This is a genomic window from Streptosporangium sp. G11 (genome assembly GCF_051192615.1).
GTDB lineage: Bacteria > Actinomycetota > Actinomycetes > Streptosporangiales > Streptosporangiaceae > Streptosporangium.
Genome location: NZ_JBPJUQ010000059.1, coordinates 41,485 through 63,260 on the forward strand (window position 1 = coordinate 41,485; position 21,776 = coordinate 63,260).

A 21,776-nucleotide genomic window follows, 5' to 3' on the forward strand; every position below is an offset into this window, starting at 1 on the left:
CGGCCCGGAGGCTACGTGCGCCAGCCGAACCGGAGGTGAACGACGTTTGCCTGGATGATGAACCGTTTACCCGAATGAGCTGTTCGGATGGGTATCGCACGCTCCGACAAGCCGCTCGTGACGGCGTCGCACCGTCCGGACAAGCCGCTCGTGACGGCGTCGCACCGTCGGGACGAGTCGGCTTCGCACCGTCCGGACGAGCCGCTCGTGACGGCCCCGCACCGCCTGAACCGGCCGCCCCGCAGGGCTCGTGGCGCTCGTACGGGCGTCACACCGTCCGGAGGCGGGACTCCGGCGGGCATCATGGAGGGCGTGCCACCTCACAAGCCCGACGCAGCCAAGGTCCGCGCCGCCCTCGACACCCAGCTGAGCGCTCTCGACGAGCCGCCCTACGACGGGCCCGGAGGGCTCGCGGCGCTGCTGGGCGCCTGCGTGAGCGTGGTCCTGCGAGCCTTCGAACGGGGTGTCCGCCCGGAACGGGAGATCACCCGCTTCGCCGTACGGCACCTGCTGGACGAGCTGGCGACGGCGGCCCCGGGCAGGACCGTCGAGGTCCGGGTCCCGCCCTACGCGGCGGTGCAGTGCGTGGAGGGACCCCGTCACACCCGGGGCACCCCTCCCAACGTGGTGGAGACCGACGCGCGCACCTGGCTGGAACTCGCCACCGGCGGCCTGACCTGGTCCGAGGCGATGGCCGCCGGGAAGATCGCGGCGAGCGGGGCCCGCGCCGACCTGTCCGGCCACCTGCCTCTCCGATAGCCGCCCCTGGCAGGGCCCGGGCCCCGTCCGACAGCCGCCCCGGGCACGTCGTGAGCTCCATCCGACAGCCGCCCCGGGCACGGTCGTGAGCTCCATCCGACAACCGCCCCGGGCACGGCCGTGAGCCCCGTCCGCCTTTACGGGGCGGGCGAGATCTGGACGCCGAACCTCTCCTCGACACAGCGCCGCTGGAGCTCGGGCGGCAGGTTCATGCAGTCGCCGACCCTGTTGTAGAGCCAGCTCAGGAACACCGCGGCGATCAGCAGAGTGAGGAGGCTCAGCGCGATCCCCACCCAGGCGCGGCCCGTCCTGGACTTCTTGACGAGCGCGACGATGCCGACGATCAGGCCGACGAGCGCCACCGGCACGCCGAGGCCGCAGACGACGAGCGACAGGATCGCGACGATCCCGAGCACGAGCGCGGCGGTGCCCAGCCCCCCGCCGGACCGGCGGCCCTCATCCGGATACGCCGGATAGGGCGTGGCGTACGGATAGGCCGGCGGTGCCGGGTACGGCGTGCCGCCCTGGGGCGGCTGGGAGGGGGCGGGCGACGGCTGCGCTCCCGGACCGCCGTAGGGCTGCCCGGCCTGCTGTGCCTCCCCGTATCTCGGCTGCTCCCCGTAACCCGGCTGCCCGTAACCCGGCTGGGCCGCTCCCGGGGTGCCCGGGGCGGGCGGCCGGTCCGCCTGGCCACCGGCGGGCTCGGCGGGCCGCTGCGGAGCCCCCGGCTCCTCGGAGGGCTCCGACGGCTCGTAGCGCGAGGGCGGGGTGGGGGCGGCGGGCGTCCCGGGGTGCTCCGCCCCGGGCTCGCCGGGGGTCTCCGAGGCGCTCTCCCAGCCGGGGTAGGCGGACGGCGTGGTGCCGGGCACCGTGTAGGGCTGCCCCTCGGGCTCCCCGGTCCCCTCAGGCGTCCCCTCGGGCGTTCTCTCGGACGACGGGCCGCCCGCCTGGTCGGGCTCGGGGATCTCCGGCGCGGACGGCGTGTCCGGATGCGGCGGAACCTGCGGTTCGGCGGGAACGGAGGACGGCGGCCGGGCCGGGACCTCGCCGGGCTCGGGCACGGGTGTCTCGGGATCCGGCTCCTCCCACGGCTCCGGGGTCGGCGGCGTCCGGGGCGTCGAGGCCCCCGACCCCCACACGGGGCCCTCTCCGGCCTCCCAGCCCGGCGACTCGGCCCTGCCGGGGATCTCCGTCCACCCGGTCGGCTCGGTCCTGCCGGAAGGCTCGGCGGGACCCGAAGGCTCGGCGGGACCCGAAGGCTCGGCGGCACCGGGGGCCCCGGTGCCGCCTGAAGGCCCGGACTCACCCGCCGGGGCCGGGGGCTGCCTCCACGTGGGTGGCTCGTTCGAGGGAGGGACGGGCCAGGCGGCCGGTTCCGGGGTGACGGGCTCGGGCCCGGGCTCGTGCTCGCCACCGGCGGCCGACTCCTCGGAGGTGCCCGGCGGCTCCTCCGAACCGGACTCTTCCCGGTCGGAGCGCCTGTCCCGCGGCACTCGCCGCGGGCCGGGCCGGTTCGGGTCCTCAGGTGTTGTCACGTCTCTTCTCCCGACGCTCGGGCATGCCGGATATCTCACACTCCCCTGTGGACCACCGGCGAAACAGGCTGACACGGCAAAACACCGATGATCGTTCGGTCAGGGTGCGACATGCCACGGAACGGACCCTGGGTGCGAGCAGGGAAGAAGCCGACCTAGAATGAAGCATGTGCTGAAGGGCGACGGCCATCTGAGCCATGACCTTGACCCCCACGACCTGCCTCCGAAGGACGCATGTGGCGTCTTCGGGGTCTGGGCCCCTGGGGAAGAAGTCTCCAAACTCACCTACTACGGGCTGTACGCGTTGCAGCACCGCGGTCAGGAATCCGCGGGCATCGCGGTCAGCGAGGGCAGCAGGATCCTCGTCTACAAGGACATGGGCCTGGTGGCCCAGGTCTTCGACGAGTCCGTGCTCGGGACCCTCCGCGGCCACCTGGCGATCGGTCACTGCCGCTACTCGACGACCGGATCGAGCGTCTGGGAGAACGCGCAGCCGACACTGAGCTCGACCGAGTCCGGCGGGCTCGCGCTCGCCCACAACGGAAACCTGATCAACACCCCGGAGCTGTCCAGGCGTCTGGCCCCCGGGTCCACCCGGGCGACCACCGACACCGAGGTGCTGACGACCCTCCTGGCCCAGGACCGCAGCCAGCCCATCGACGACGCGGCCGCCGAGTTGCTTCCGCAGGTCAGGGGCGCCTACTCGCTCGTCTTCATGGACGAGAAGACCCTCTACGCGGCCCGCGACCCGCAGGGCGTCCGCCCGCTGGTCCTGGGACGCCTGGAGCGCGGCTGGGTGGTCGCCTCGGAGACCGCGGCGCTGGACATCGTGGGCGCCACGTTCGTCCGCGAGATCGAGCCGGGCGAGCTGATCACCATCGACGAGCGCGGCGTGCGTTCTCGCAGGTTCGCGCTCGCCGAGCCCAAGGGCTGCCTGTTCGAGTACGTCTACCTCGCCCGCCCCGACACCACGATCGCCGGGCGCGGCGTGCAGACCACGCGCGTCGAGGTCGGCCGCGTGCTGGCCCGCGAGCACCCGGTCGAGGCCGACCTGGTCATCCCGACCCCCGAGTCGGGCACCCCCGCCGCCGTCGGCTACGCCGAGGAGAGCGGGATCCCCTACGGTCAAGGTCTGGTCAAGAATTCCTACGTGGGCCGGACCTTCATCCAGCCCTCCCAGACGATCCGCCAGCTGGGTATCCGGCTGAAGCTCAACCCGCTGAAGGAGGTCGTCGCGGGCAAGCGCCTGGTGGTCGTGGACGACTCGATCGTGCGGGGCAACACGCAGCGGGCGATCGTCAAGATGCTGCGCGAGGCGGGCGCCCTGGAGGTGCACGTCCGGATCTCCTCCCCGCCGGTCAGCTGGCCGTGCTTCTACGGCATCGACTTCGCCACCCGGGCCGAACTGATCGCCGGTTCGCTCAGCGTGGAGGAGATCCGCGCCTCGCTCGGCGCCGACTCGCTCGGATACATCTCGCTGGAGGGCCTGACCGCGGCCACCACGATCCCCGCCGACCGGCTCTGCCGCGCCTGTTTCGACGGCGAGTACCCGATCCCGATCGACCAGGACAACGTGGGCAAGTACGTGCTGGAGGCCAAGCGTTGAGCGGGCCGGGCGCGCAGAGAGAGGCCTCATGACCAGCTACGCCGCCGCCGGAGTGGACATCGACGCGGGCGAGCGCGCCGTCGAGCTGATGAAGTCGAAGGTCGCGCGGGCGCGCAGGCCCGAGGTCGTGGACGACGCCAGCGGTTTCGCCGGCCTCTTCGACGCCTCGGCCCTGCTGTCGTACAGGCGTCCGCTGCTCACCACGTCGACCGACGGCGTCGGCACCAAGGTCATGCTGGCCCAGCGACTGGACAAGCACGACACGATCGGGATCGACCTGGTCGGCATGGTCGTCGACGACCTGGTGGTCTGCGGCGCCGAGCCTCTGTTCATGACCGACTACATCGCCTGCGGCAAGGTGGTCCCCGAGCGGATCGCGGAGATCGTGGGCGGCGTTGCCGAGGGCTGCCGCCTGGCGGGCTGCGCCCTGGTCGGCGGGGAGACCGCCGAGCACCCCGGGGCCATGGACGCCGGCGAGTACGACCTCGCGGGCGCCGCCACCGGGGTGGTGGAGGCCGACAGGATGCTCGGCCGCGACAGGGTCCGGGCGGGCGACGTGGTCCTCGCGCTGGCCTCCTCGGGCGTGCACTCCAACGGCTACTCGCTGGTCAGGCACATCATCGACCGGGCCGGGCTGTCGCTGGAGACCGAGCTGCCCGAGCTGGGGCGGACGCTGGGCGAGGAGCTTCTGGAGCCGACCAGGATTTACTCGCTCGACTGCCTGGAGCTGGCCCGCGCGGTCGACGTCCACGCGTACGCCCACATCACGGGCGGCGGCCTGGCGGCCAACCTGTCCCGCTCGCTGCCCCCCGGGCTGGACGCGCTGCTCGACCGCTCCTCATGGACCCCGCCCGCCGTCTTCGAGCTGCTCGCGGGGCACGGCGGGGTGGCCCAGGCCGACATGGACCGGACGTTCAACATGGGCGTGGGCATGGCCGCGGTCGTCCCCGCCGAGGCCGTGGAGCCCGCCCTGGCGCTGCTCGGCGAGCGGAGCCTCCCCGCCTGGGTGCTCGGCGAGATCGTCGAGGGCTCGGGCCAGGCGCGTTTCCGCTGACCCATCCGTAATTCGCCGCGGGGAGGATCCACGCGCGGTCCTCGTCCCTCCCGGCCGGTGCCACCGGCCGGGAGGGACGGCGCCGGATACGGGGTGGGCACGGCGAAAAGCGCTCCGGACCACCGGAGCGCTGAATATCGTCGACTCACAGCGAGAAGAACACCCGGCTGCTTGTGCTCACCGCCGGGTGCCCTGCTCACGTCAACCTGAAATCCGCCTAGCGGCGGCCGGATGTCCCGTCGTCGCGGTCGTCTCCGGAGCCGAAGTCATCGGCGTAATCGGCGTACCGATCCGCCAGCTCGTCGTAGGCGTCGTTGGAGTCGTCATTGTGGTTGGAGTCGTCTCTGACTCCGAGCTCGTCGCGCAGACGCTCAAGATCAGTGCCACCGCTGTTGTACTTCAGCTGGCGAGCAACCTTGACCTGCTTGGCCTTTGCTCGGCCGCGCCCCATTGGCTCGACCCCCTCGTGTGGGGTCGTGCCCGACCCCTCGTCGCTAACGCACCACGCACTGACGCCACCTGACTTGAGGCGTCAGCTCTCGTTCGCCTACAACCGTACCCGTTTTACGCCCGGCTCGGTACGTCGTATGGGCGTGTGGGGCTAGTGGCCCAGCCAAATGCCCCTAATTCGCCCGACTTCCGACATTCTGCGCTCAGCCAGCCTATCGGCTGCGACGGCCGGGGGGACGCCATCCTCCGCCGCACTGGAGAAGATCTTGAGAGTCGTGTCGTAGATCTGGGTGGCCTTTGCCTGCGCCCGCTCCATGTTGAACCCCCCGATCTCATCCGCGACCTGGATGACCCCGCCGGAGTTGACCACGTAGTCGGGCGCGTAGAGGATCCCGCGGTCGGCGAGCTGCTTCTCCACGCCGGGGTGGGCCAGCTGGTTGTTGGCCCCGCCGCAGACGATCGTGGCGCGCAGGCGGGCCACCGTCTCGTCGTCCAGCGCCCCGCCGAGGGCGCACGGCGCGTAGACGTCGATGTCGGCGGCGGTGATCTCCAGCCGGTCGGCGACGACCTCGATCTGAGGGTGGATCCGCCGCAGCCGCTCCACGGCTTGCTCACTCACGTCGCAGACCACGACCTCCGCGCCGTCCTCGATCAGATGGCCGACCAGGCGGTGGCCGACCTTGCCCACACCCTCGACTCCGACGCGCCTGCCGCGCAGCGTCGGCGTCCCGTACACGTGCTCGGCGGCGGCGCGCATGCCCTGGAACACGCCTAGGGCGGTCAGGATCGACGAGTCGCCGGCCCCGCCGTTGGCCAGCGTGCGACCGGTCACGTAGGAGCACTCGCGGGCCACGATGTCCATGTCCTCGCTGAAGGTGCCCACGTCGCACGCCGTGTAGTAGCGGCCTCCGAGCGACTGGACGAACCTGCCGTAGGCGCGCAGCAGCGCCTCGCTCTTGTCCGTCGCCGGGTCGCCGATGATGACGGCCTTGCCGCCACCGAGGTCGAGCCCCGCCAGGGCGTTCTTGTAGGCCATCGCCCGCGAGAGGTTCAGCACGTCCGCCAGCGCGGCCTGCTCGCTCTCGTAGGGATAGAACCTGGTGCCGCCCAGGCCTGGGCCCAGGGCGGTGTTGTGGATGGCGATGATCGCGCGGAGGCCGCTGCGCTCGTCGGAGCAGAAGACGACCTGTTCGTGCCTCGCCTGGCCGGTTGCCGGGCCCGCGTCCTTGTGGGACAGCCCGAAGACGTCGGTCACTGTGGTGACTCCCAGTCGTTCATTCCCGCCGCACCGTCGCGGCGGAGATCACCCTCAGCGTAACCACAAGTCCTTAATGGGGACGACGTGCGGGAACGTCCCATCTCAGTGACCGAGACGCCCCCCTCGGAAGCGGGCCCGCTACGGACAACGGCCGGTCCTTCGTGACACGATGCGGTCGTGCTGCCCTACGCCGCGTACCTCCGCGTCTACGAACCGCTGGTCGCGTTCGCCCCGGCGGAACGCGTCTCGTGGGCCGCCTACGCCGAGGCGGCCGACCGACCGCGCCGAGCGAGCGCCCTCCACGCCGAACACGGCGAGGCGGTGCGACGCCTCCTCGGGGTGCCGCCGGCTCCGGCACCCGTCCAGGAGAGCCCCAACGCCTATCTGAGGCGCGTGGAGGAGGTCCTGTACGTCTGCCCGTGGCAGAGCAGGCTGAGGTCCTGGATCGCCTTCTCACGCTTTCGCGGGTCGACCCCGCCCAAGCTGCTGGAGCGTTTCGTCCCGCCCGCCGTCGCGGAACAGACGGCCGACGACTTCGACCGGTTCAAGCGCCGCACCGACTCCGCCGCGCTGCGCACGCACATCCGCGGCTCCACATGGCACGTTCCCACCTCGTGGTTCGTCCCCTTCGACGGCAACGAGCGCTGGCTGGTCATCGACGGCGGCGAGGGCCAGGCGGGTACGACCACCACGCGCAACCTGATCTACGTCACGTCCATGGCCCACGCCAGGCGCCGCAGCGCCCGCGCCCTGCAGATCATCAGGAGGCAGGTCGGCGAGGTCTCGGTCACCGCCGAGGTCGAGGACGTGGCACGCTGGCTGGAGGAGTTTCACCCGCATTCGCTGGTCGAGCTCGACTACGGCGGCATCGTCAACCTCATGGACGACGAGACTCTCCAGGCCGACGAATCCGTGGCGGAGCTCGCGGCGGCGCTGACAGGTCTGGAAAAAGGCGAGGAAGAACTGGCGTTCGCCATGTACCAGCGCGTCATCCTCCGCTGGCGATCAATACAACTTCTCGAATCAGCAAACTGAGTCGCAAATCATCCCTCCGACCTGCGTAAGTAGGTCCGTCGATGACCGGGGATGCACCTACGAACTGAGTAGTTTGCCGTTTTCACTGCGATACCACGAAACGTGTCGCTAGAATCACCGAGCGTGACAACAACACGTGCACAAGAGAGATGAGTCGCTCAAAGGCTCGCCAATCGCTCTACGTGGCTGTATGGTCACATCGGGTGATGCCGCATATGGCCCAAACAGCCGCACGCAAGGGCCATAGGCGGACATCCGTGACAAGCGTCAAGTCGCAGGATCGCTGTCGCCGGTCCACATGGAGGAGAGGCCGCACAAATGTCAGCTCGTACACCCGAGGCAGAGCCGCTGCTCACCCCGGCGGAGGTCGCAACCATGTTCCGCGTCGATCCCAAGACCGTGACCCGGTGGGCGAAGGCGGGCAAGTTGACGTCCATCCGCACCCTGGGTGGACACCGCCGGTACCGGGAGACTGAGGTTCGCGCACTGCTCGCGGGGATTCCGCAGCAGCGCTCAGAGTAAAACGGGGGCCGTCACTGACCTAGGGGGATTGGTGCGCGCTCACCCTTTGAGCGTGTAGGCCACACGGGTTTGTGGGGAGCGGCGTCGCCCGCCCGGCGCCGCCCCAGCACGTGTCCCGCCCTCCGGCACGTGCTCCGAACGGCCGGCGCACACCCGGCGAACAGCCCGCGCAGGCGCCTCGAACGACGGCACGTGCTCTGAACAGTCCACACGGGCGCCCTTGAAGCGCCTGCTTCGAACGACCCGCGCGGGTGTCCCGGACGGCCGGGCGCGTGTCCACGAACGGCTCAGCGGTGCCCGAGGGCTCAGCCGCCCGCCCCGGATCTCTCCCGGTCCGCGAGGTGGCTCGCCTGGTCTCCGACCAGGTTGTCCAGCAACTCGCCGACTTGCGCGTCGTGCTCGGCCGCCACGCCGAGCAGCGCCACCATCTGACCGATCAGCATCCGCTCCAGCGCCGGTCGCTCGATGTCGCGGCGTTCCAGCCAGTCGAGGCCCGCGGTCTCGACGGAGGCGATCCACGAGCGCAGCGTGACCCGGAGCACGGACCCCGGCTCCTCGACCCGCAGCTGCTTCATGATCAGCCTGAGCAGCCGGTGCCTGACCGAGTCGACGACCTCCCCGATCTCGCCGCTGCGATTGGCGGGACCGCCCTTGAGCAGCGCGGCGAAGCCCGCCGCGTGCTCCTCGACGAAGTCGAAGTATCGGGTGAGGCCTCCGGCCAGCTCGTCCAGCGGGCGTCCGCCTCCCTGGGGTCTGAGCCTGGCCTCCAGCTGGGCCGCGGCGCTCTTCAGCGCGGCGACGTAGAGCTCCTGCTTGCCGCCGAAGTAGTGGTAGACCAGGGCTCGCGACGCGCCGGCCTCTGAGGCCACGTCGTCGATCGACACGTATTCGGCGTCGCGCCTGCTGAACAGCTCCAGGGCCGCCGCCATGAGCTCCTCGCGGCGCCGGTCGACGCTGAGCCTGCGCCGCGCCGGTCGCGCGACGCCCGCCGCGGGCTTCGCCCGTTCGGCGGCTCCGGATGTCGACCTCACACCGTGAAGACTATCGGAGCCGATCCGCCCGGCGGCTTGGTCAAGATCGGAGTTCCCTTCCGCGCAAGCCGTACCCCATTCGGAACTCGATCGTTTTGAGTGACAGGTGCCCATCCACCATCGCGGGGGAGAGCCATGTCAGGACCGCCGGTCAACACCACCGTCACCCGAGCCCGCGGGTTCGCCGAACCCGTCCTGTCCGACGGGGGCGGCGGGCCACGCCCGAGACCCACGATCCGCAACGTGGCAGAACGAGCCGGTGTCTCCAAATCACTGGTCTCGCTCGTCCTGCGCGGATCGCCCCACGTCAGCGAACATCGCAGGCAGGCCGTGCTCCAGGCGGCCAGAGACCTCGGCTACCGGCCCAACGCGGTCGCGCGCAGCCTTGTCGAGGGCCGTACCCACCTGGTCGGGGCGCTCGTCGCCGACCTGCACAACCCGTTCTACGCGGAGTTCCTGGACGGCCTGCAGGAGAGCCTGCACGGCGACGGGCTGAGGCTTCTCATCGGCAACAGCCAGTGGGACCCCGCCTTCGAGGACGAGGCGGTCGAGGCGTTCCTCGAACTGCGCGTCGACGGTCTCGTCCTGCTCGGCATCGCGCCCACCAGCGGGACGCTCATCGAGGCCACCGGCTACACGCCGACCGTGGTGGTGGGCGAGCGCGACATCGACCTCGGCGGCGTGGACATCGTCGTCGACGACGACCAGCTCGGCGCCCGCCTGGCCGTCGACCACCTCGTGGAGCTCGGTCACCGCAGGGTCGCCCACATCGAGGCCGCCGGCATCTCCTCCGGGCGCTTCCGGTGCGAGGGCTACCTGGTCGCGATGCGCAGGCACTCCCTGGCTCCGTACATCATGGTCGAGGAGGGCGAGTCCAGCGAGGAGGGCGGCGCCAGGGCTGCGCACAGCCTGCTCACGCGTGACCCCCGGCCCACAGCGATCTTCGCCGCCAACGACAGGGTGGCCATGGGCGTGCTCTCCGCGGCGGCCAACCTGGGTCTGCGGGTGCCCGAGGACCTGTCCGTGGTCGGGTACGACAACATCCACCGCGTGGGGACCCAGCCGATCTCGCTGACCACCGTGGACCAGCCGCGCCGCGCCATGGGCCGCTCCGCCGCCGCGCTGCTGAACGACCGGATCGGCGACCCCGGCAAGGCCTCACGCCTGCGCCAGGTCGCGCCCCAGCTGGTCGTACGGAACAGCACGAGCCCCGCAGAACGCTAAGGAGCCTGCCTGGAGCGTTACAGCGCGCCCAGGCAGGCTCCATGACCTCCCCAAGAACAGGTCAACATCGTGAACGGCGGCGCGTCGCCGGTGTTGACTCCGGTCAAGACGAGGGGGGTAACAATGCGTGATCCGGAACTGGTGTCATGCGCCCAGCGGGCCGCCGCCGAGCTTGAGCGGGCATGGGCGCACTGGCGGGCCGCCCGGGGCCGCAACGGCGATGCCGGGGCAGAGTCCGTGGCCAGCTACGTGGCCCATTCGATCGACCACCCGTGGGGACGGCCGCGCGTGGTCCTCGGCCTGGACGCCGAGGACGCCAGGGAGCTCGCCTCACTCCTGCAGAAGCAGGAGGTCGGCGAGCACGCCTGGTGACAGACAGGCACATATCGCGACAACGGCTGAGTCACGCCTCCGGTACACGTAAGTTGGGTGGTTGACGACTTTCTTGGGGTTTCTTGGGGGCGATGAGCATGACCGGTAAAGCAGTCGCGGCGACCTTGGTCCTGTGCGGCCTTGGCATCGCCGCCTGCGGCACCACCTCGGGCGCGGATCTCGCGCGGGAGCGCGGGCCCGTCCCTCCCGCGGCCGGCACGGCCGCGGCTCCGGCGGCCGACGCCCCGGCGGCCGGCACGGCGAGCGACTCCGCGGCGAGTCCCGCCTCGGAGCGAAGCGACCGAGGCGCCCAGGCCGACAAGCCGCTCAGCGGCAAGGTCGTGGTCATCGACCCCGGCCACAACGGGCAGAACTACCGCCACCCCGCTGAGATCAACAAGAAGGTCAACGTCCTGACCCAGTGGAAGGCCTGCGACACCACGGGCACCGCCACCGCGAACGGCTACAGCGAGGCGGCCTTCACCTGGGACGTCTCGCAGCGTCTGGCCAAGATCCTCAAGAGCCGCGGCGCGACGGTGAAGCTGACCCGCGACGGCAACTCCGGCGTCGGGCCGTGCATCACCCAACGGGCCGCGATCGGCAACAGGGCGAAGGCCGACGCGGCGATCTCGGTCCACGCCGACGGGTCGAGCACCGCCAACCACGGCTTCCACGTGATCATGCCGGAGAAGATCGGCGGCCCGGTCGACCCGGTGGTCAAGGCCTCCAGGAAGCTCGGCCTGGACGTGCGGAACGCCTTCAGGCGCGGCACCGGCCTGTCGTACTCCACCTACATCGGCAGGGACGCCCTCGACTACCGCAACGACCTCGGCGGCCTGAACCTCTCCACGGTTCCCAAGATCTTCATCGAGTCGGGCAACATGAAGAACCCCGCCGAGGCGGCCAAGTTCCAGCAGGCGGCGTTCCGGCAGAGGATCGCGCTCTCCCTGGCGAACGGGCTGCAGCAGTATCTGAAGTAGTCCGGGCGGCCCGGCGAGCGCCTCAGTGGCCCCCTAGGCCGTCCAGGCCCAGGGATTCGAGATTGTCGCGCGCCGGGTGGCGCCGCGCGGCCGGGCCCGCGGCGAAGGCGCGCAGGATGTTCCCCGTGGCCCTGCGGACGAAGGCCCCGGCCCGTTCCGTGACGCCGTGGCCGCAGCGGGCGCCCCGCATCGCGCACACCCAGCGCATCGTGCCCGAGCTGAACACGGCGGCCCCGCTCGGCACGGTGTAGTAGGCGCTGTGCGCGACCGTGGCGCGACCGCCGCAGTCGACCGGGGAGACCGACAGGACCTCCATCGGGCGCGGCACGCCCGCGCCGACCCTGTCGGTCTCCACGCCCACCATCCCGGGGAAGGTGGTGCCGCGCCGCACCCCGGTCCCCTTGAAGATCCAGTTGCCGGGACGCCTGACCACGTAGGCGGACTCGGAGGGAAAGCAGTCGTACATCGGGCCGGTCAGCGAGCTCTCCGGCCTGCCGGTGGCACGCCACAGGACCGTCCGGGCGTCCTCGGCGGCGTCCTTGTGGCAGACGACCAGCCTGCGGGGGCCCAGGGGCGTCGCGGCGAAGCGGACCCGCCAGTAGACGGCGTTGGCGCCGAGGAAGGCCAGGTTGGTGCCGTGGTCGCGGGCGGCCTCGACGGTGCGGCGCATGCCCGGCGACCAGTACTCGTCATGCCCCAGTGACACCAGGCCCCTGGCCCCGTCGAGAATGCGCGGGTCGCGGTCCAGGTCCACGCTCGTGACGTAGGCGAGCGGCAGGCCCCGGCGCTCGGCGAGCTCGATGGCGTCGCGTTCCATGTCCAGGAAGAGCCGCGCCCCCGAGGTGTCGTACGGGCGGTCGAAGCTGACCGCCCGGGACCTGTCCTCGAAGCCGCCGGGGCCCCTGTAGAGGCTGCGGCCGCCCCAGTCGTTGTACGCCTGCCAGGTGGTGACCGCGTTGACGACGACCAGGCGTCCCCGGGTGGAGGCGGACCTGACCGTGAGGGGAACGTAGCGCCGTCCCCCGGTGGCGGCGTCCAGCCGGATCAGGTAGGAGCCCTCGGGCCAGCCCGAGGTGTCCACCTCGGGGCCCGGTTTCCAGTGGGCGGCGGTCACCGTTCCGGTGGCGGCGATCGTCCTGGGTGGGGCCTGCCTCGTGCCGGGCAGCCCGGTCGCCCGCCAGACCTGCCTGGCCCCGGCCCCGCCGTACCAGCCCATCCGGAAGGCCCTGGCGGTGTAGCGGTCCGCGGTGGTCGAGACGTACAGCCGGAAGCTCTGTCCCGGCAGCACGCTCACCCGGTCGGCGAAGCCCTCGATCTCGTGCTCGGCACCGCGCCGGCGCACCCGCCAGCCGGGATCGCCCTCCCTGGCGTTCTCCGCCGCGGTGGCGTCGGGGCCCTGGGCGCTCCTGATCGCGGAGGAGGTCGTCGTGGGAGTGGGCGAGGGCGTGTCCGGGGGGCGCTCGACGGTGGCGGAACACCCGGCGGCCAGCATGATCGCCACCGATATCGTCACCAGGATCGCCAGCGGTGTGCGGGCCGGGTGCCTGGACGCTTGGAACATGAGCAGCAGCATGTCCGCGCGCGAGGCCTCCCCCGGTTCTCCCTCGCTGTACTTGGGCGGTTCTTGATCCCATGTCCAGGATCGCCGGCGTAGAGGGCTCATTTCTCTGGCGGTTTGGCATGATTTAAGCCATGACTGACCTCCTGCCGTTTCCCTCCGCTTTCACGCCTGCCAGCGGTTTCCTCGGCCTTCCCCACGGAGTCGTCGTCTCCGGCCCCGCCGAGCTGGTCGACGCCGTACGCCTCGCCCTCGCCGTCCTCGACCCGCGGCCCGGTGAGGCGGGAACGATCACGCTGGAGTCCGACGCCTCGCTCGGAGCCGAGTCGTACGTCCTGGACGTGACGGACGGGGGCGTACGGATCGCGGCCGGAGACCGGGCCGGAGCCTTCTACGCGGGCCAGACACTGCGGCAGCTGCTGCCCGCGGCGGCGTTCCGCGCGGTGGCGGGTACGGGGGCGAGCTGGAGCGTTCCCCTCGGCCAGGTGCGGGACGCGCCCCGGTTCTCCTGGCGCGGGGTGCACCTGGACGTGGCGCGGCACTTCATGCCCAAGCGCGAGGTGTTCAGGATGGTCGACATCATGGCGGCGCACAAGCTGAACCGCCTCCACCTGCACCTGGTGGACGACCAGGGGTGGCGGGTCGAGAGCCGCGAACACCCCCGGCTGCACGAGGTGGGCGCGCACCGCCCGCGCACGGCCACCAACTACTACCGGGAGGAGATCGCCTTCGACGACGTACCGCACGGCGGCTACTACACGCTGGAGGACCTCGCCGAGATCGGCGCCTACGCCCGCGCCCGCGCCGTGACGGTCGTGCCCGAGATCGACGTGCCGGGACACGCCTCGGCGATCCTCGCCGCCTACCCCGAGTTCGACGCCCGCGCCACCGGCGGCCGCCGGCCCGAGCCCTTCACGGTGCTGGACCGCTGGGGCATCTCTCCCGCGATCCTGTCCCCGCTGCCGGAGACGATCGACTTCCTGACCGGCGTGATCGAGGAGATCACGGGAGCGCTGGGCGAGACCCCGTACATCCACATCGGCGGGGACGAATGCGTGCTCGACGACTGGGCCGCCTCCCCCGAGATCGTCGCGTTCCAGGCGGAGCTGGGCCTGGAGAGCGTGAGCGACCTGCACGCCTGGTTCCTGCGCAGGCTGGCGGACGAGCTGGCCGAGCGCGGCAGCAGGGCGGTGGTGTGGGACGAGGCGTTCGTCAGCGGCACGCTCAGGCCCGACACGATCGTGATGCCCTGGCGCGGGCAGGGGGTGGCCAGGCGCGCCGCCGCCGCCGGGCACGACGTGGTGCAGACCCCCGTCTTCCCGCTGTACTTCGACTACGCCGAGGCCTCCTCCGAGCAGGAGCCCGTGGCGATCGGCGACGCGATCACCGTCTCGGACGTCGCGGCCTTCGCCCCGGCACCCGAGTCGTGGACGGCCGGGGAGCGGGAGCGCGTGCTCGGGGCGCAGTTCCAGCTGTGGAGCGAGCGGATGCCCGACGGGCGCGCGGTGGACTACCGGGCCTGGCCCCGGGGGTGCGCGCTGGCCGAGGTCACCTGGTCGGGCTCGGCCGGGAACGGGTTCGACGCCCGGCTGGAGACGCACCTGGGCCGCCTCGACGCGCTCGGCGTCGAATACCGGCCGCTGACCGGCCCGCGTCCCTGGCAGATCGGCGGGGCCGGCCACCGGCGCCACCGTCCGGGGGTCGTCAAGGTGGACGAGGTCATGAAGCACCTGGAGGAGATGACCCACGAGGCCGACTCGACCCGTCCCAGCATGTGACGGTCTCCCGGCCTCGAGGTCGGGGGTGACGCGGGCGGTGCCGGGACGGGAGACGTCCGTCCCGGCATGTGGTGATTTCCCGGTCCTCGGAAACGGGGATCTCTCAGGGAGACAAAGGGTTCGAGGTTCACGGCCCGGCCCGGCGGCCGAAGGGCTCCCCGCGCCACGGGGTCCGTCGAACGGTCACGGTCCGGCCCTTGACGACCCCGCCGGCGGGGATCCCGCCCGGTCGCTCGATCAGACGGCGACCTCGTAGCCCGCTTCCCTGACGGCGGCGCGGATGGCCGTGTCGTCGAAGGAGTCACCGGAGACGTCGACCTTGCCGGTCTCAAGGTCGACGTCGACACCGGTGACACCCGGAACCTCGCCGACCTCCTCCTTGACCGAGCTCACGCAGTGGCCGCAGGTCATTCCGGTGACGGTGTATGTGGTCGTGCTCATCGCGCCCTCCAATGTCTCGGGGTTACCCACCCAGGGTATAGCGTCGGCCGCCTTCCGGCCCGTTGGGGGTAACGAATCAGGCCCCGCCGCAAAGGTTCGGGCGGGATCACTTCGGATCGCACCGCGACCGAATCAGGCGGCGGCCGGAGCGCGGACCGGAACGCGGACCGGAGCGCCGCGACCGCACCGGGCCGCGATCGGATCGCGTCGCAGCCGGATCGGGCCGCGCGAACGGGTCATCGCGTCGCGGCCGGGCCAGGTCGTGACCAGGCCGGGCCAGGTCGTGACCCGGTGGTGACCAGGCCGGGTCAGGTCGTGACCCGGTGGTGACCAGGCCGGGTCAGACGGTGGTGCTCCGGCCCGCGGTGCGGCCGATGATCTGGCGGAGGTCGGCCACGCCGTGACGGCGGAGGCGGCGGGAGAGGTCACGGTTGACGCGGTACGCCCAGAAGGGCCCCTCGTAGATCAGCGCGCTGTAGCCCTGGACGAGCGTGGCCCCGGCGAGCAGGCGCTCCCAGACGTCGTCCACGTCCTCGACCCCGCCGACGGAGACGAGCACCAGGCGGTCGCCCACCCTGGCGCGCAGCCTGCGCAGGACCTCCAGCGACCGGGCCTTCAGCGGACGCCCGGACAGGCCGCCGCTCTCGCGGCTGTGGTCACGGCCCGCGGGCTCCGCGCCGGTCAGCGCCTGCCTGCCGATCGTGGTGTTGGTGGCGATGATGCCGTCGAGCCCGAGCTCCAGGGCCAGGTCGGCGACCGCGTCCACGTCGGCGTCCGCCAGGTCGGGAGCGATCTTGACCAGCAGCGGGGTGCGCTTGGGCGTGGCGTCGGCGACCTCCTTCACCGCCCGCAGCAGCGGGCCCAGCAGCTCCACGGCCTGGAGGTCGCGCAGGCCGGGGGTGTTGGGCGAGCTGACGTTGACGACCAGATAGTCGGCCAGGGGGGCGAGCTCCCTGGCGCTGGCCACGTAGTCGGCGACGGCCCCCGACTCGGGGACGACCTTGGTCTTGCCGATGTTGACGCCGACGATCGCGGGGACGCCACGGGGCCTGGCCAGCAGCCGGGCCGCGGCGGACGCGCCCGCGTTGTTGAACCCCATCCGGTTGATGATCGCCCGGTTTCTCACGAGGCGGAACAGGCGGGGCCTGGCGTTGCCCGGCTGGGCGTGGGCGGTGATCGTACCGACCTCGACGTGGCTGAAGCCGAGCGCGGACATGGCCTCCACGCAGCCGGCGTCCTTGTCGAAGCCGGCCGCCAGCCCGAACGGGCCGGGAAAGTGAACGCCGAAGGCCTGCACGCGCAGCGCGGGGTCACGTGGCGCGAGGCGGCGGTGGACCAGCCGCCTGACCACGGGCGTCACCGAGAGGACGCGCAGGGCGCGCACCGTCAGATGGTGCGCGTCCTCCGGGTCGAGGCGGCTGAGGACCTGCGAGAAGACGAATCGATACATCACCGATCAGGTTAGTGCCCCGGCGGGGTGCGACTCGCGCCGACCGCGTCTCCGGGGTGCCCGATCAGGAGGTACCGGTCGAATCCGAGCAGCCGCAGCAGGCGGAGCACCGGACCCGACGGTCGCAGGATGATCATCTCGCTGCCCGACCCGCGCATGTGCTCGTCGGCCCGGAGCAGGGTCCGGGCGCCCGCGCAGTCGATGAAGGCCACGCGGGCCAGATCGAGCTCCACCGTCGCCGCGGTGAGCGTGTCGAGGACGTGCCGTAGCTCGACGCCCCTAACGGCGTCGAGATCACCGTAAACGGTGATCTCGATCCTGTTCTCGGAGGACTCCGGCGACGTGAGCAGGATCACCGTATTTCGCCCGCCCCCTCACCGAGTACCTCGGCCGCCAGGTCGGCGACGCGGCGGCGGGTGTCGCGCGCCTGCTTGCGCAGGCCGGTGAAGGCCTGGGTGGCGGTCAGGTCGTGCTTTCCCATGAGGTAACCGACCGCCCTCTCGATGACCACGCGATAGTCGAGGGCGTACTGGAGCTGGTCGGCCAGAGCGCTCTTCTCCTCGGCGGCCATCGCGGCGGTGAGAAGCTGCTCGATCACGTCCGCATAGCCGTAAAGCGCTTGGACGTCCGACTCGTCCCACTCGTAGAACCCGGCCTGGTAGACGTTCAGCGTGCCCACCGGCTCGCCTCCGAGCCGCACCGGCACCCCGGCCACCGCCCGCACCTCCGGGTGGAGCCGGTCGGCGAGTTTCGGCCAGCGCGGGTCGGCCTGCACATCGTTTGAGGTCACCGCGGAATTCTCCTCGTACGCGGAAACGCACGGGCCCTGACCGAGATGAAGTTGCGCACCCTCAAGGCTGCGCCCCCGGTCATCGGTGGCGACCAAATAGCGGAGATCTTTACCTTCTTCCGCGAACATCAGCCCCGCACCCGCATATCCGAACAGCGAGTTCACCGCATCCACGGCACGCTCCAACTGATGAACTATGCCTGTGGTGGAAGAGGTCGTCTGGAGCCTCCTCAGGCTCGCGACCAGCGCTTCCGGATCAATGTGAGTCATACTTGGGGCGCCTTTCAGCGTCGACCTGGTTCCTGACGTGCACACTACGGCTTCCCTGTAGGAGGGGAACTATGGGCCATGGTCTGAAGGACCATCACCATGAGCTCGCCGAGACGTTCTCCCGTACGGACTTTCGCGGGTTGCCATTCATGGCTTGTCCGGTCATAGAAATTCAGAGTGCCGATCAACCGTTCCTCCGCCCGCAACGGCACGGAGAGCACCGCCCGGACCTCCGAGACCCGCGCGGCCACACCGGGAAAGCCGAGAGGTCTGGCCGCCCGCAGGTCGTCGACCACGACGTCCTGCCCGCGGGTCAGGGTCTCGATGGCCGGTCCGGCGCCGATCTGCTCCTGGATCAGCTCCAGCCGCCGGCCCTGGTCGTCGGCCCCTCCGACCGCGCGTAACCGGTCGTGGTCGTCTATCAGCATGAGCGCCGCCCCGTCGGAGCCGAGGACGTCGGCGAGGGCACTCAGGGTGCGGTCGACGAGCTGAGAGAATTCAAGGACCTGGGTCATGGGCGGGCTTCCTCCACGTCGAGGTAGCTCCGCGAACACAGGGCGGAATGATCTGCGGATGAGAGCCTAGTGCTGCCTGGTGACTCCGGCCAAGCGGTTGCCTCCCGCAGGTGTGACCCCAGTGATAACCGTTACTGGCCGAGGGCCTGTGCCGGCACTCGAAGACTCGTTCCCAGCGGGAACTGTCATCGGCTCCCAGAGATAAATGTCACCTGTGAGGACTTCCCGGCTGTTATCAACATGATCGCTCCATCGCCAAGAAGACAACTGCCACTTTGAGTATATAGATGTATACCTATGGTGATTCCTACCGTGCTGCGATGGCGCGGCCGAGGCGACGACGTGCGGACACACGGCCGCGCGGCAGCATGAGGGCCGCGGCCGTGGTGGCCACCAGCATCACAACATCGACGCACAGGGCGACCCGCAGACCCACGATGAACTCACCCCGGTCCGCGACCAAGGCTCCGAAGACGGCCACGGCGAGCGCGCCGCCCGGTGGCCGGACCACGACGCGATGACGCTCCTCGACCTTGCCGCCTCCGATTCGTCCGGCGAGACCGCGCCCGTTTCGCCCTCCCGGGGGCAGGGCCAGTCGGCCGGTCCCATTTCCCGGACCAGGACGGCCGCCTGAACCCCGCTGCGCAGCCCGAGCTCGGCCGATATCCGGCTGACACGAGTCTTCGTGGTCGTCTCCGCCATGTCCGGCCGGCGGGCGATCACCCAGCCGCCGGCAAGACCTGGGAACCGCCATCCGTAACCGGAGGCCGCACCGTTCCACACTCGCAGGAGAATCGTGGTGACGGATATCGCCGGCAAGTGACAGCCATTGCCTGAGGTCACCGCAGGTGCCGCCGCCAGCCGCTGGTGTCCCCAGTGCCTGGCCGGTGACGCCAGCGTGATCCAGGGTGAGCTCGGCGGCCCCTGGCGCAAGCAATGGCACCTGCCCGCGGTCTTCATCTGCCCGAAACACATGACGCTCTTGTCTGATCGGTGCGGCGTCTGCTTGCGCACCACCGCCGAGCAGACCCCGCCCTGCACGATCGGCAGGGCAACCGATCCTCAACTGCATCCTCTCCAGTGCCGCACCACCATCGGGACCACTCTTCAGAAAGTCCCCGACGCGCTCGTGCTCCGCAAGCATGCCTGCGGAGCCCGGCTGACCGATACCTCCGCGCCACTACTGGACGTGCTGGATATGCGCCGCCTTCTCAAACTGCAGCGAGAGCTGCTCCGCTACATCGAATCCGACGGAACCTCGACACAACCTAAGGTTTTGGGCAGGGCCGTGGGTCCGCTCCAGTACTTCGTCGACACCGCTCTGACAGCAGGCTTGGTGCCGCTCAGGCATGGCAGAAGCGCGGGGAACTCCTCCCGGTTGAGGAGGCCTTGGCCGCAGCTCGCACCGACCCCAACCCAACAGCGGACGTCGCGATCGCGCTCGTGAAGGTGACCACGGAACGAGCTCGACGGATCCTCCGAGAACTCGATAAGGAGGAGTACGAGGCCCTCACCATCGCCAGGAGCCTGCCCAAGCCCGTGAGCTGGGCCGAACTCGGCGAGGTCCTGGGTGTGTCGGCCCAGGGGATCCACCAGCAATACGCGCGACTGCAAAGATTCGCCACTCGCAGTTACCGGCGAATGGCCTAAACCAGCCGTTCCATACGGTCCCCTCTCACTGCATCCGCGCTGTCGGTGCAAAATGCGGCCGACTCCCCTAGCCTCACCGCTGGCGGCAACTGAGCGTAGCTTTCATGATCGTTAGAGTGATGGCGGCCCTGGCCTTCGATCGTTATCTGGGGTTGTCAAACGAACTTGCTGGTCAGCCGCATGCCTGGATCAGCGCGACGGTCTTCTGATGCGTAGGAAGCGATTGATCAGTAATCGGTCGTTGCTATGAGGCGTCGCAGCGCGGCGTGGGCGGGTGGGCCCCAGATGGCCTTGCCGACTGGGCGGCCGCAGACGCCAGCCTCTCTGATGAGGATGCCGCTGAGGGTGCGGCCTACCGCCCATCTGCGGGCGCTGCGCAGGGGCACGGCGTCCGAGGCCGGCTGGTAGTTGTCATGGAGGCGGTCGGCGGTGCCGTCCGGCAGCAGAATCCAAGCGGCAGCGAGGTTGCAGGCTGGATCGCCCGGGAAAAGATCGCGAAAGTCGATCGCGCCGCAGATGGTGCCGTCCGTGGTGAGGATGTTGGCCGGATGCAGGTCGCAGTGGAGCCATGGCGCCGGATCAGCCCAGCGGACCGGGTCAGGGAGAACAACGATTAGGGCGACGGGTATTTCGTTGTGACCGGAGCCCCGGCGACCGTGTTTAGGTCACCGGGGCTCCGTGCTGGTGTGCACGAACGCCAGACAGCCTCGCACCTTTCTCGTCATAGCTCGGCCGCAAGGTGTCCAATCGCGAACTCAAGGAGGCGGCCGCCTACTTGGGCCCGTTGCCGTTCACCAGCCAGTCCACTGCGATGAGGATCGCTCGAAAAACGAGCGTGCCCCACTCGGGCCACGCTGAAGGGTTCGGGCGTCGTCGCTGTCCCTTAGCAACCATCATTTCCCTTTTTCTAGACAGACGTTAGAGAGAGATCGACATGGCGGGTCGGGGGTGTTCAATTGACCCCGGGCCTCTTCGCGCGGGATATTTTCGCGAGGCTCTGACCTGCTGTGATGCGACAGCGATTGCTCAAAGAGGGTTTGTGGCCAATGGGCGCACGATGAGATTTCTTCCGGTCGACAAGACGTGGTTCTGCCCCGCATGCTTTCCTGCATCAGGAACTCACCGTCCAGTAAGGAGGAGCCGATGGACAGTCATTGGAGGGCACGCTATGAGCTGGCCCTCCGTCCTCTCGTCACACCGCTACGTGAGCGCCTAGAGAAGCAAGGGGTAAGCCGCGCGCAGATTGGGATACGCATTGACGTTTTCTCACTGAATCTCAATTGATTCGGCCGTGCTCGAAATGTACGAGGACGAGGGCGGCGCGGACAAGATCGCCGAGGCGATTTGGGCTAAGGCTCGTGTGCTGAAGGGCGGTCCAGCGTGTGGTGAGAAGCGCGAAGCCGCGTTCACCGAGGCTGCGGAGGGAGCGTTGCAGAGCGTTATGGGTGCGGTTGTCGACGCTGAGGACGTTGCCGTCAGCTGGTTGCTTGAACGGCAC

24 protein-coding genes are annotated in these 21,776 nt (G+C 70.1%); 12 read left to right on the plus strand and 12 right to left on the minus strand.

Annotation, left to right across the window (positions count from 1 at the left end; translation table 11 throughout):
• The first annotated feature begins 303 nt into the window (after positions 1-303).
• Positions 304-759 (plus strand): sterol carrier family protein, encoded by a 456-nt coding sequence (locus tag ACSDR0_RS37250; RefSeq protein ID WP_435293672.1) that lies wholly within the window; start codon positions 304-306, stop codon positions 757-759.
• 137 nt (positions 760-896) lie between these two features.
• Here ACSDR0_RS37250 and ACSDR0_RS37255 read toward each other — a convergent pair whose 3' ends face one another.
• Positions 897-2,294 (minus strand): hypothetical protein, encoded by a 1,398-nt coding sequence (locus ACSDR0_RS37255; RefSeq protein ID WP_435293655.1) that lies wholly within the window; start codon positions 2,292-2,294, stop codon positions 897-899.
• 160 nt (positions 2,295-2,454) lie between these two features.
• Here ACSDR0_RS37255 and purF point away from each other — a divergent pair, with 160 nt between their 5' ends.
• Both purF and purM read left to right on the plus strand, forming a co-directional pair.
• A complete protein-coding gene (purF, locus tag ACSDR0_RS37260) occupies positions 2,455-3,900 on the plus strand; it encodes an amidophosphoribosyltransferase (RefSeq protein ID WP_435293656.1) in 1,446 nt (481 codons plus the stop codon).
• 28 nt (positions 3,901-3,928) lie between these two features.
• The gene (purM, locus tag ACSDR0_RS37265) at positions 3,929-4,954 is read left to right on the plus strand and encodes a phosphoribosylformylglycinamidine cyclo-ligase (protein WP_435293657.1); all 1,026 of its coding nucleotides are present in this window, start codon (positions 3,929-3,931) and stop codon (positions 4,952-4,954) included.
• Between the two features lie 217 nt (positions 4,955-5,171).
• Here the strand turns inward: purM and ACSDR0_RS37270 are convergent, their stop codons facing one another.
• Positions 5,172-5,405, minus strand: coding sequence for a DUF3073 domain-containing protein (locus ACSDR0_RS37270; protein WP_344747622.1), 234 nt, complete (start codon positions 5,403-5,405; stop codon positions 5,172-5,174).
• Positions 5,406-5,555: 150 nt separating this feature from the next.
• Entirely contained in the window at positions 5,556-6,659 is a 1,104-nt protein-coding gene (locus ACSDR0_RS37275) for a Leu/Phe/Val dehydrogenase (protein ID WP_435293658.1), read from the minus strand.
• A gap of 180 nt (positions 6,660-6,839) precedes the next feature.
• Between ACSDR0_RS37275 and ACSDR0_RS37280 the strand changes: the two genes are divergently transcribed.
• Both ACSDR0_RS37280 and bldC read left to right on the plus strand, forming a co-directional pair.
• Entirely contained in the window at positions 6,840-7,697 is an 858-nt protein-coding gene (locus tag ACSDR0_RS37280) for a hypothetical protein (RefSeq protein WP_435293659.1), read from the plus strand.
• A 318-nt stretch (positions 7,698-8,015) separates the two neighbouring features.
• A complete protein-coding gene (gene bldC, locus ACSDR0_RS37285; RefSeq protein ID WP_013133571.1) occupies positions 8,016-8,219 on the plus strand; it encodes a developmental transcriptional regulator BldC in 204 nt (67 codons plus the stop codon).
• Positions 8,220-8,524: 305 nt separating this feature from the next.
• Here the strand turns inward: bldC and ACSDR0_RS37290 are convergent, their stop codons facing one another.
• Positions 8,525-9,250, minus strand: a complete 726-nt coding sequence (locus tag ACSDR0_RS37290) for a TetR/AcrR family transcriptional regulator (protein ID WP_435293660.1) — start codon at positions 9,248-9,250, stop codon at positions 8,525-8,527.
• A 135-nt stretch (positions 9,251-9,385) separates the two neighbouring features.
• On the opposite strand from ACSDR0_RS37290, the gene ACSDR0_RS37295 reads away from it, so the two are divergent.
• From ACSDR0_RS37295 to ACSDR0_RS37305, 3 genes are all read left to right on the plus strand, one after another.
• On the plus strand, positions 9,386-10,474 hold the full coding sequence (locus ACSDR0_RS37295; RefSeq protein ID WP_435293661.1) for a LacI family DNA-binding transcriptional regulator: 1,089 nt from the start codon (positions 9,386-9,388) through the stop codon (positions 10,472-10,474).
• Between the two features lie 123 nt (positions 10,475-10,597).
• The gene (locus ACSDR0_RS37300) at positions 10,598-10,846 is read left to right on the plus strand and encodes a hypothetical protein (RefSeq protein WP_329087060.1); all 249 of its coding nucleotides are present in this window, start codon (positions 10,598-10,600) and stop codon (positions 10,844-10,846) included.
• 98 nt (positions 10,847-10,944) lie between these two features.
• Complete coding sequence (locus ACSDR0_RS37305; RefSeq protein WP_435293662.1) at positions 10,945-11,826, plus strand: N-acetylmuramoyl-L-alanine amidase; 882 nt, start codon at positions 10,945-10,947, stop codon at positions 11,824-11,826.
• Positions 11,827-11,848: 22 nt separating this feature from the next.
• Here the strand turns inward: ACSDR0_RS37305 and ACSDR0_RS37310 are convergent, their stop codons facing one another.
• On the minus strand, positions 11,849-13,387 hold the full coding sequence (locus tag ACSDR0_RS37310) for a N,N-dimethylformamidase beta subunit family domain-containing protein (RefSeq protein ID WP_435293663.1): 1,539 nt from the start codon (positions 13,385-13,387) through the stop codon (positions 11,849-11,851).
• A 131-nt stretch (positions 13,388-13,518) separates the two neighbouring features.
• Here ACSDR0_RS37310 and ACSDR0_RS37315 point away from each other — a divergent pair, with 131 nt between their 5' ends.
• On the plus strand, positions 13,519-15,162 hold the full coding sequence (locus ACSDR0_RS37315; RefSeq protein WP_435293664.1) for a beta-N-acetylhexosaminidase: 1,644 nt from the start codon (positions 13,519-13,521) through the stop codon (positions 15,160-15,162).
• A gap of 237 nt (positions 15,163-15,399) precedes the next feature.
• Here ACSDR0_RS37315 and ACSDR0_RS37320 read toward each other — a convergent pair whose 3' ends face one another.
• The 4 genes from ACSDR0_RS37320 to ACSDR0_RS37335 all read right to left on the minus strand — a co-directional run bounded on the left by ACSDR0_RS37320 (position 15,400) and on the right by ACSDR0_RS37335 (position 17,972).
• Positions 15,400-15,603 (minus strand): heavy-metal-associated domain-containing protein, encoded by a 204-nt coding sequence (locus ACSDR0_RS37320; protein WP_435293665.1) that lies wholly within the window; start codon positions 15,601-15,603, stop codon positions 15,400-15,402.
• A gap of 340 nt (positions 15,604-15,943) precedes the next feature.
• Positions 15,944-17,053 (minus strand): quinone-dependent dihydroorotate dehydrogenase, encoded by a 1,110-nt coding sequence (locus tag ACSDR0_RS37325; protein ID WP_435293666.1) that lies wholly within the window; start codon positions 17,051-17,053, stop codon positions 15,944-15,946.
• Between the two features lie 11 nt (positions 17,054-17,064).
• Positions 17,065-17,409 carry an STAS domain-containing protein gene (locus tag ACSDR0_RS37330; RefSeq protein ID WP_435293667.1) on the minus strand — a complete coding sequence of 115 codons (345 nt, stop codon included), beginning with the start codon at positions 17,407-17,409 and terminating at the stop codon, positions 17,065-17,067.
• Positions 17,406-17,972, minus strand: coding sequence for a GAF and ANTAR domain-containing protein (locus tag ACSDR0_RS37335; RefSeq protein WP_435293673.1), 567 nt, complete (start codon positions 17,970-17,972; stop codon positions 17,406-17,408). The genes ACSDR0_RS37330 and ACSDR0_RS37335 overlap by 4 nt, the downstream gene beginning before the upstream one ends.
• On the opposite strand from ACSDR0_RS37335, the gene ACSDR0_RS37340 reads away from it, so the two are divergent.
• The gene (locus ACSDR0_RS37340; RefSeq protein ID WP_435293675.1) at positions 17,889-18,149 is read left to right on the plus strand and encodes a hypothetical protein; all 261 of its coding nucleotides are present in this window, start codon (positions 17,889-17,891) and stop codon (positions 18,147-18,149) included. The two genes, ACSDR0_RS37335 and ACSDR0_RS37340, sit on opposite strands and share 84 nt — an antisense overlap.
• A gap of 8 nt (positions 18,150-18,157) precedes the next feature.
• Here the strand turns inward: ACSDR0_RS37340 and ACSDR0_RS37345 are convergent, their stop codons facing one another.
• On the minus strand, positions 18,158-18,628 hold the full coding sequence (locus ACSDR0_RS37345) for a GAF domain-containing protein (RefSeq protein ID WP_435293668.1): 471 nt from the start codon (positions 18,626-18,628) through the stop codon (positions 18,158-18,160).
• Between the two features lie 829 nt (positions 18,629-19,457).
• Between ACSDR0_RS37345 and ACSDR0_RS37350 the strand changes: the two genes are divergently transcribed.
• Together ACSDR0_RS37350 and ACSDR0_RS37355 are read left to right on the plus strand one after the other, a co-directional pair.
• On the plus strand, positions 19,458-20,075 hold the full coding sequence (locus ACSDR0_RS37350) for a TniQ family protein (RefSeq protein WP_435293669.1): 618 nt from the start codon (positions 19,458-19,460) through the stop codon (positions 20,073-20,075).
• Entirely contained in the window at positions 20,018-20,278 is a 261-nt protein-coding gene (locus ACSDR0_RS37355) for a hypothetical protein (RefSeq protein ID WP_435293676.1), read from the plus strand. The genes ACSDR0_RS37350 and ACSDR0_RS37355 overlap by 58 nt, the downstream gene beginning before the upstream one ends.
• Before the next feature lie 227 nt (positions 20,279-20,505).
• Here the strand turns inward: ACSDR0_RS37355 and ACSDR0_RS37360 are convergent, their stop codons facing one another.
• Together ACSDR0_RS37360 and ACSDR0_RS37365 are read right to left on the minus strand one after the other, a co-directional pair.
• Entirely contained in the window at positions 20,506-20,907 is a 402-nt protein-coding gene (locus tag ACSDR0_RS37360) for a phosphotransferase (RefSeq protein ID WP_435293674.1), read from the minus strand.
• 647 nt (positions 20,908-21,554) lie between these two features.
• Positions 21,555-21,776: a hypothetical protein gene (locus ACSDR0_RS37365; RefSeq protein ID WP_435293670.1), complete on the minus strand. Its 222-nt coding sequence runs from the start codon at positions 21,774-21,776 to the stop codon at positions 21,555-21,557.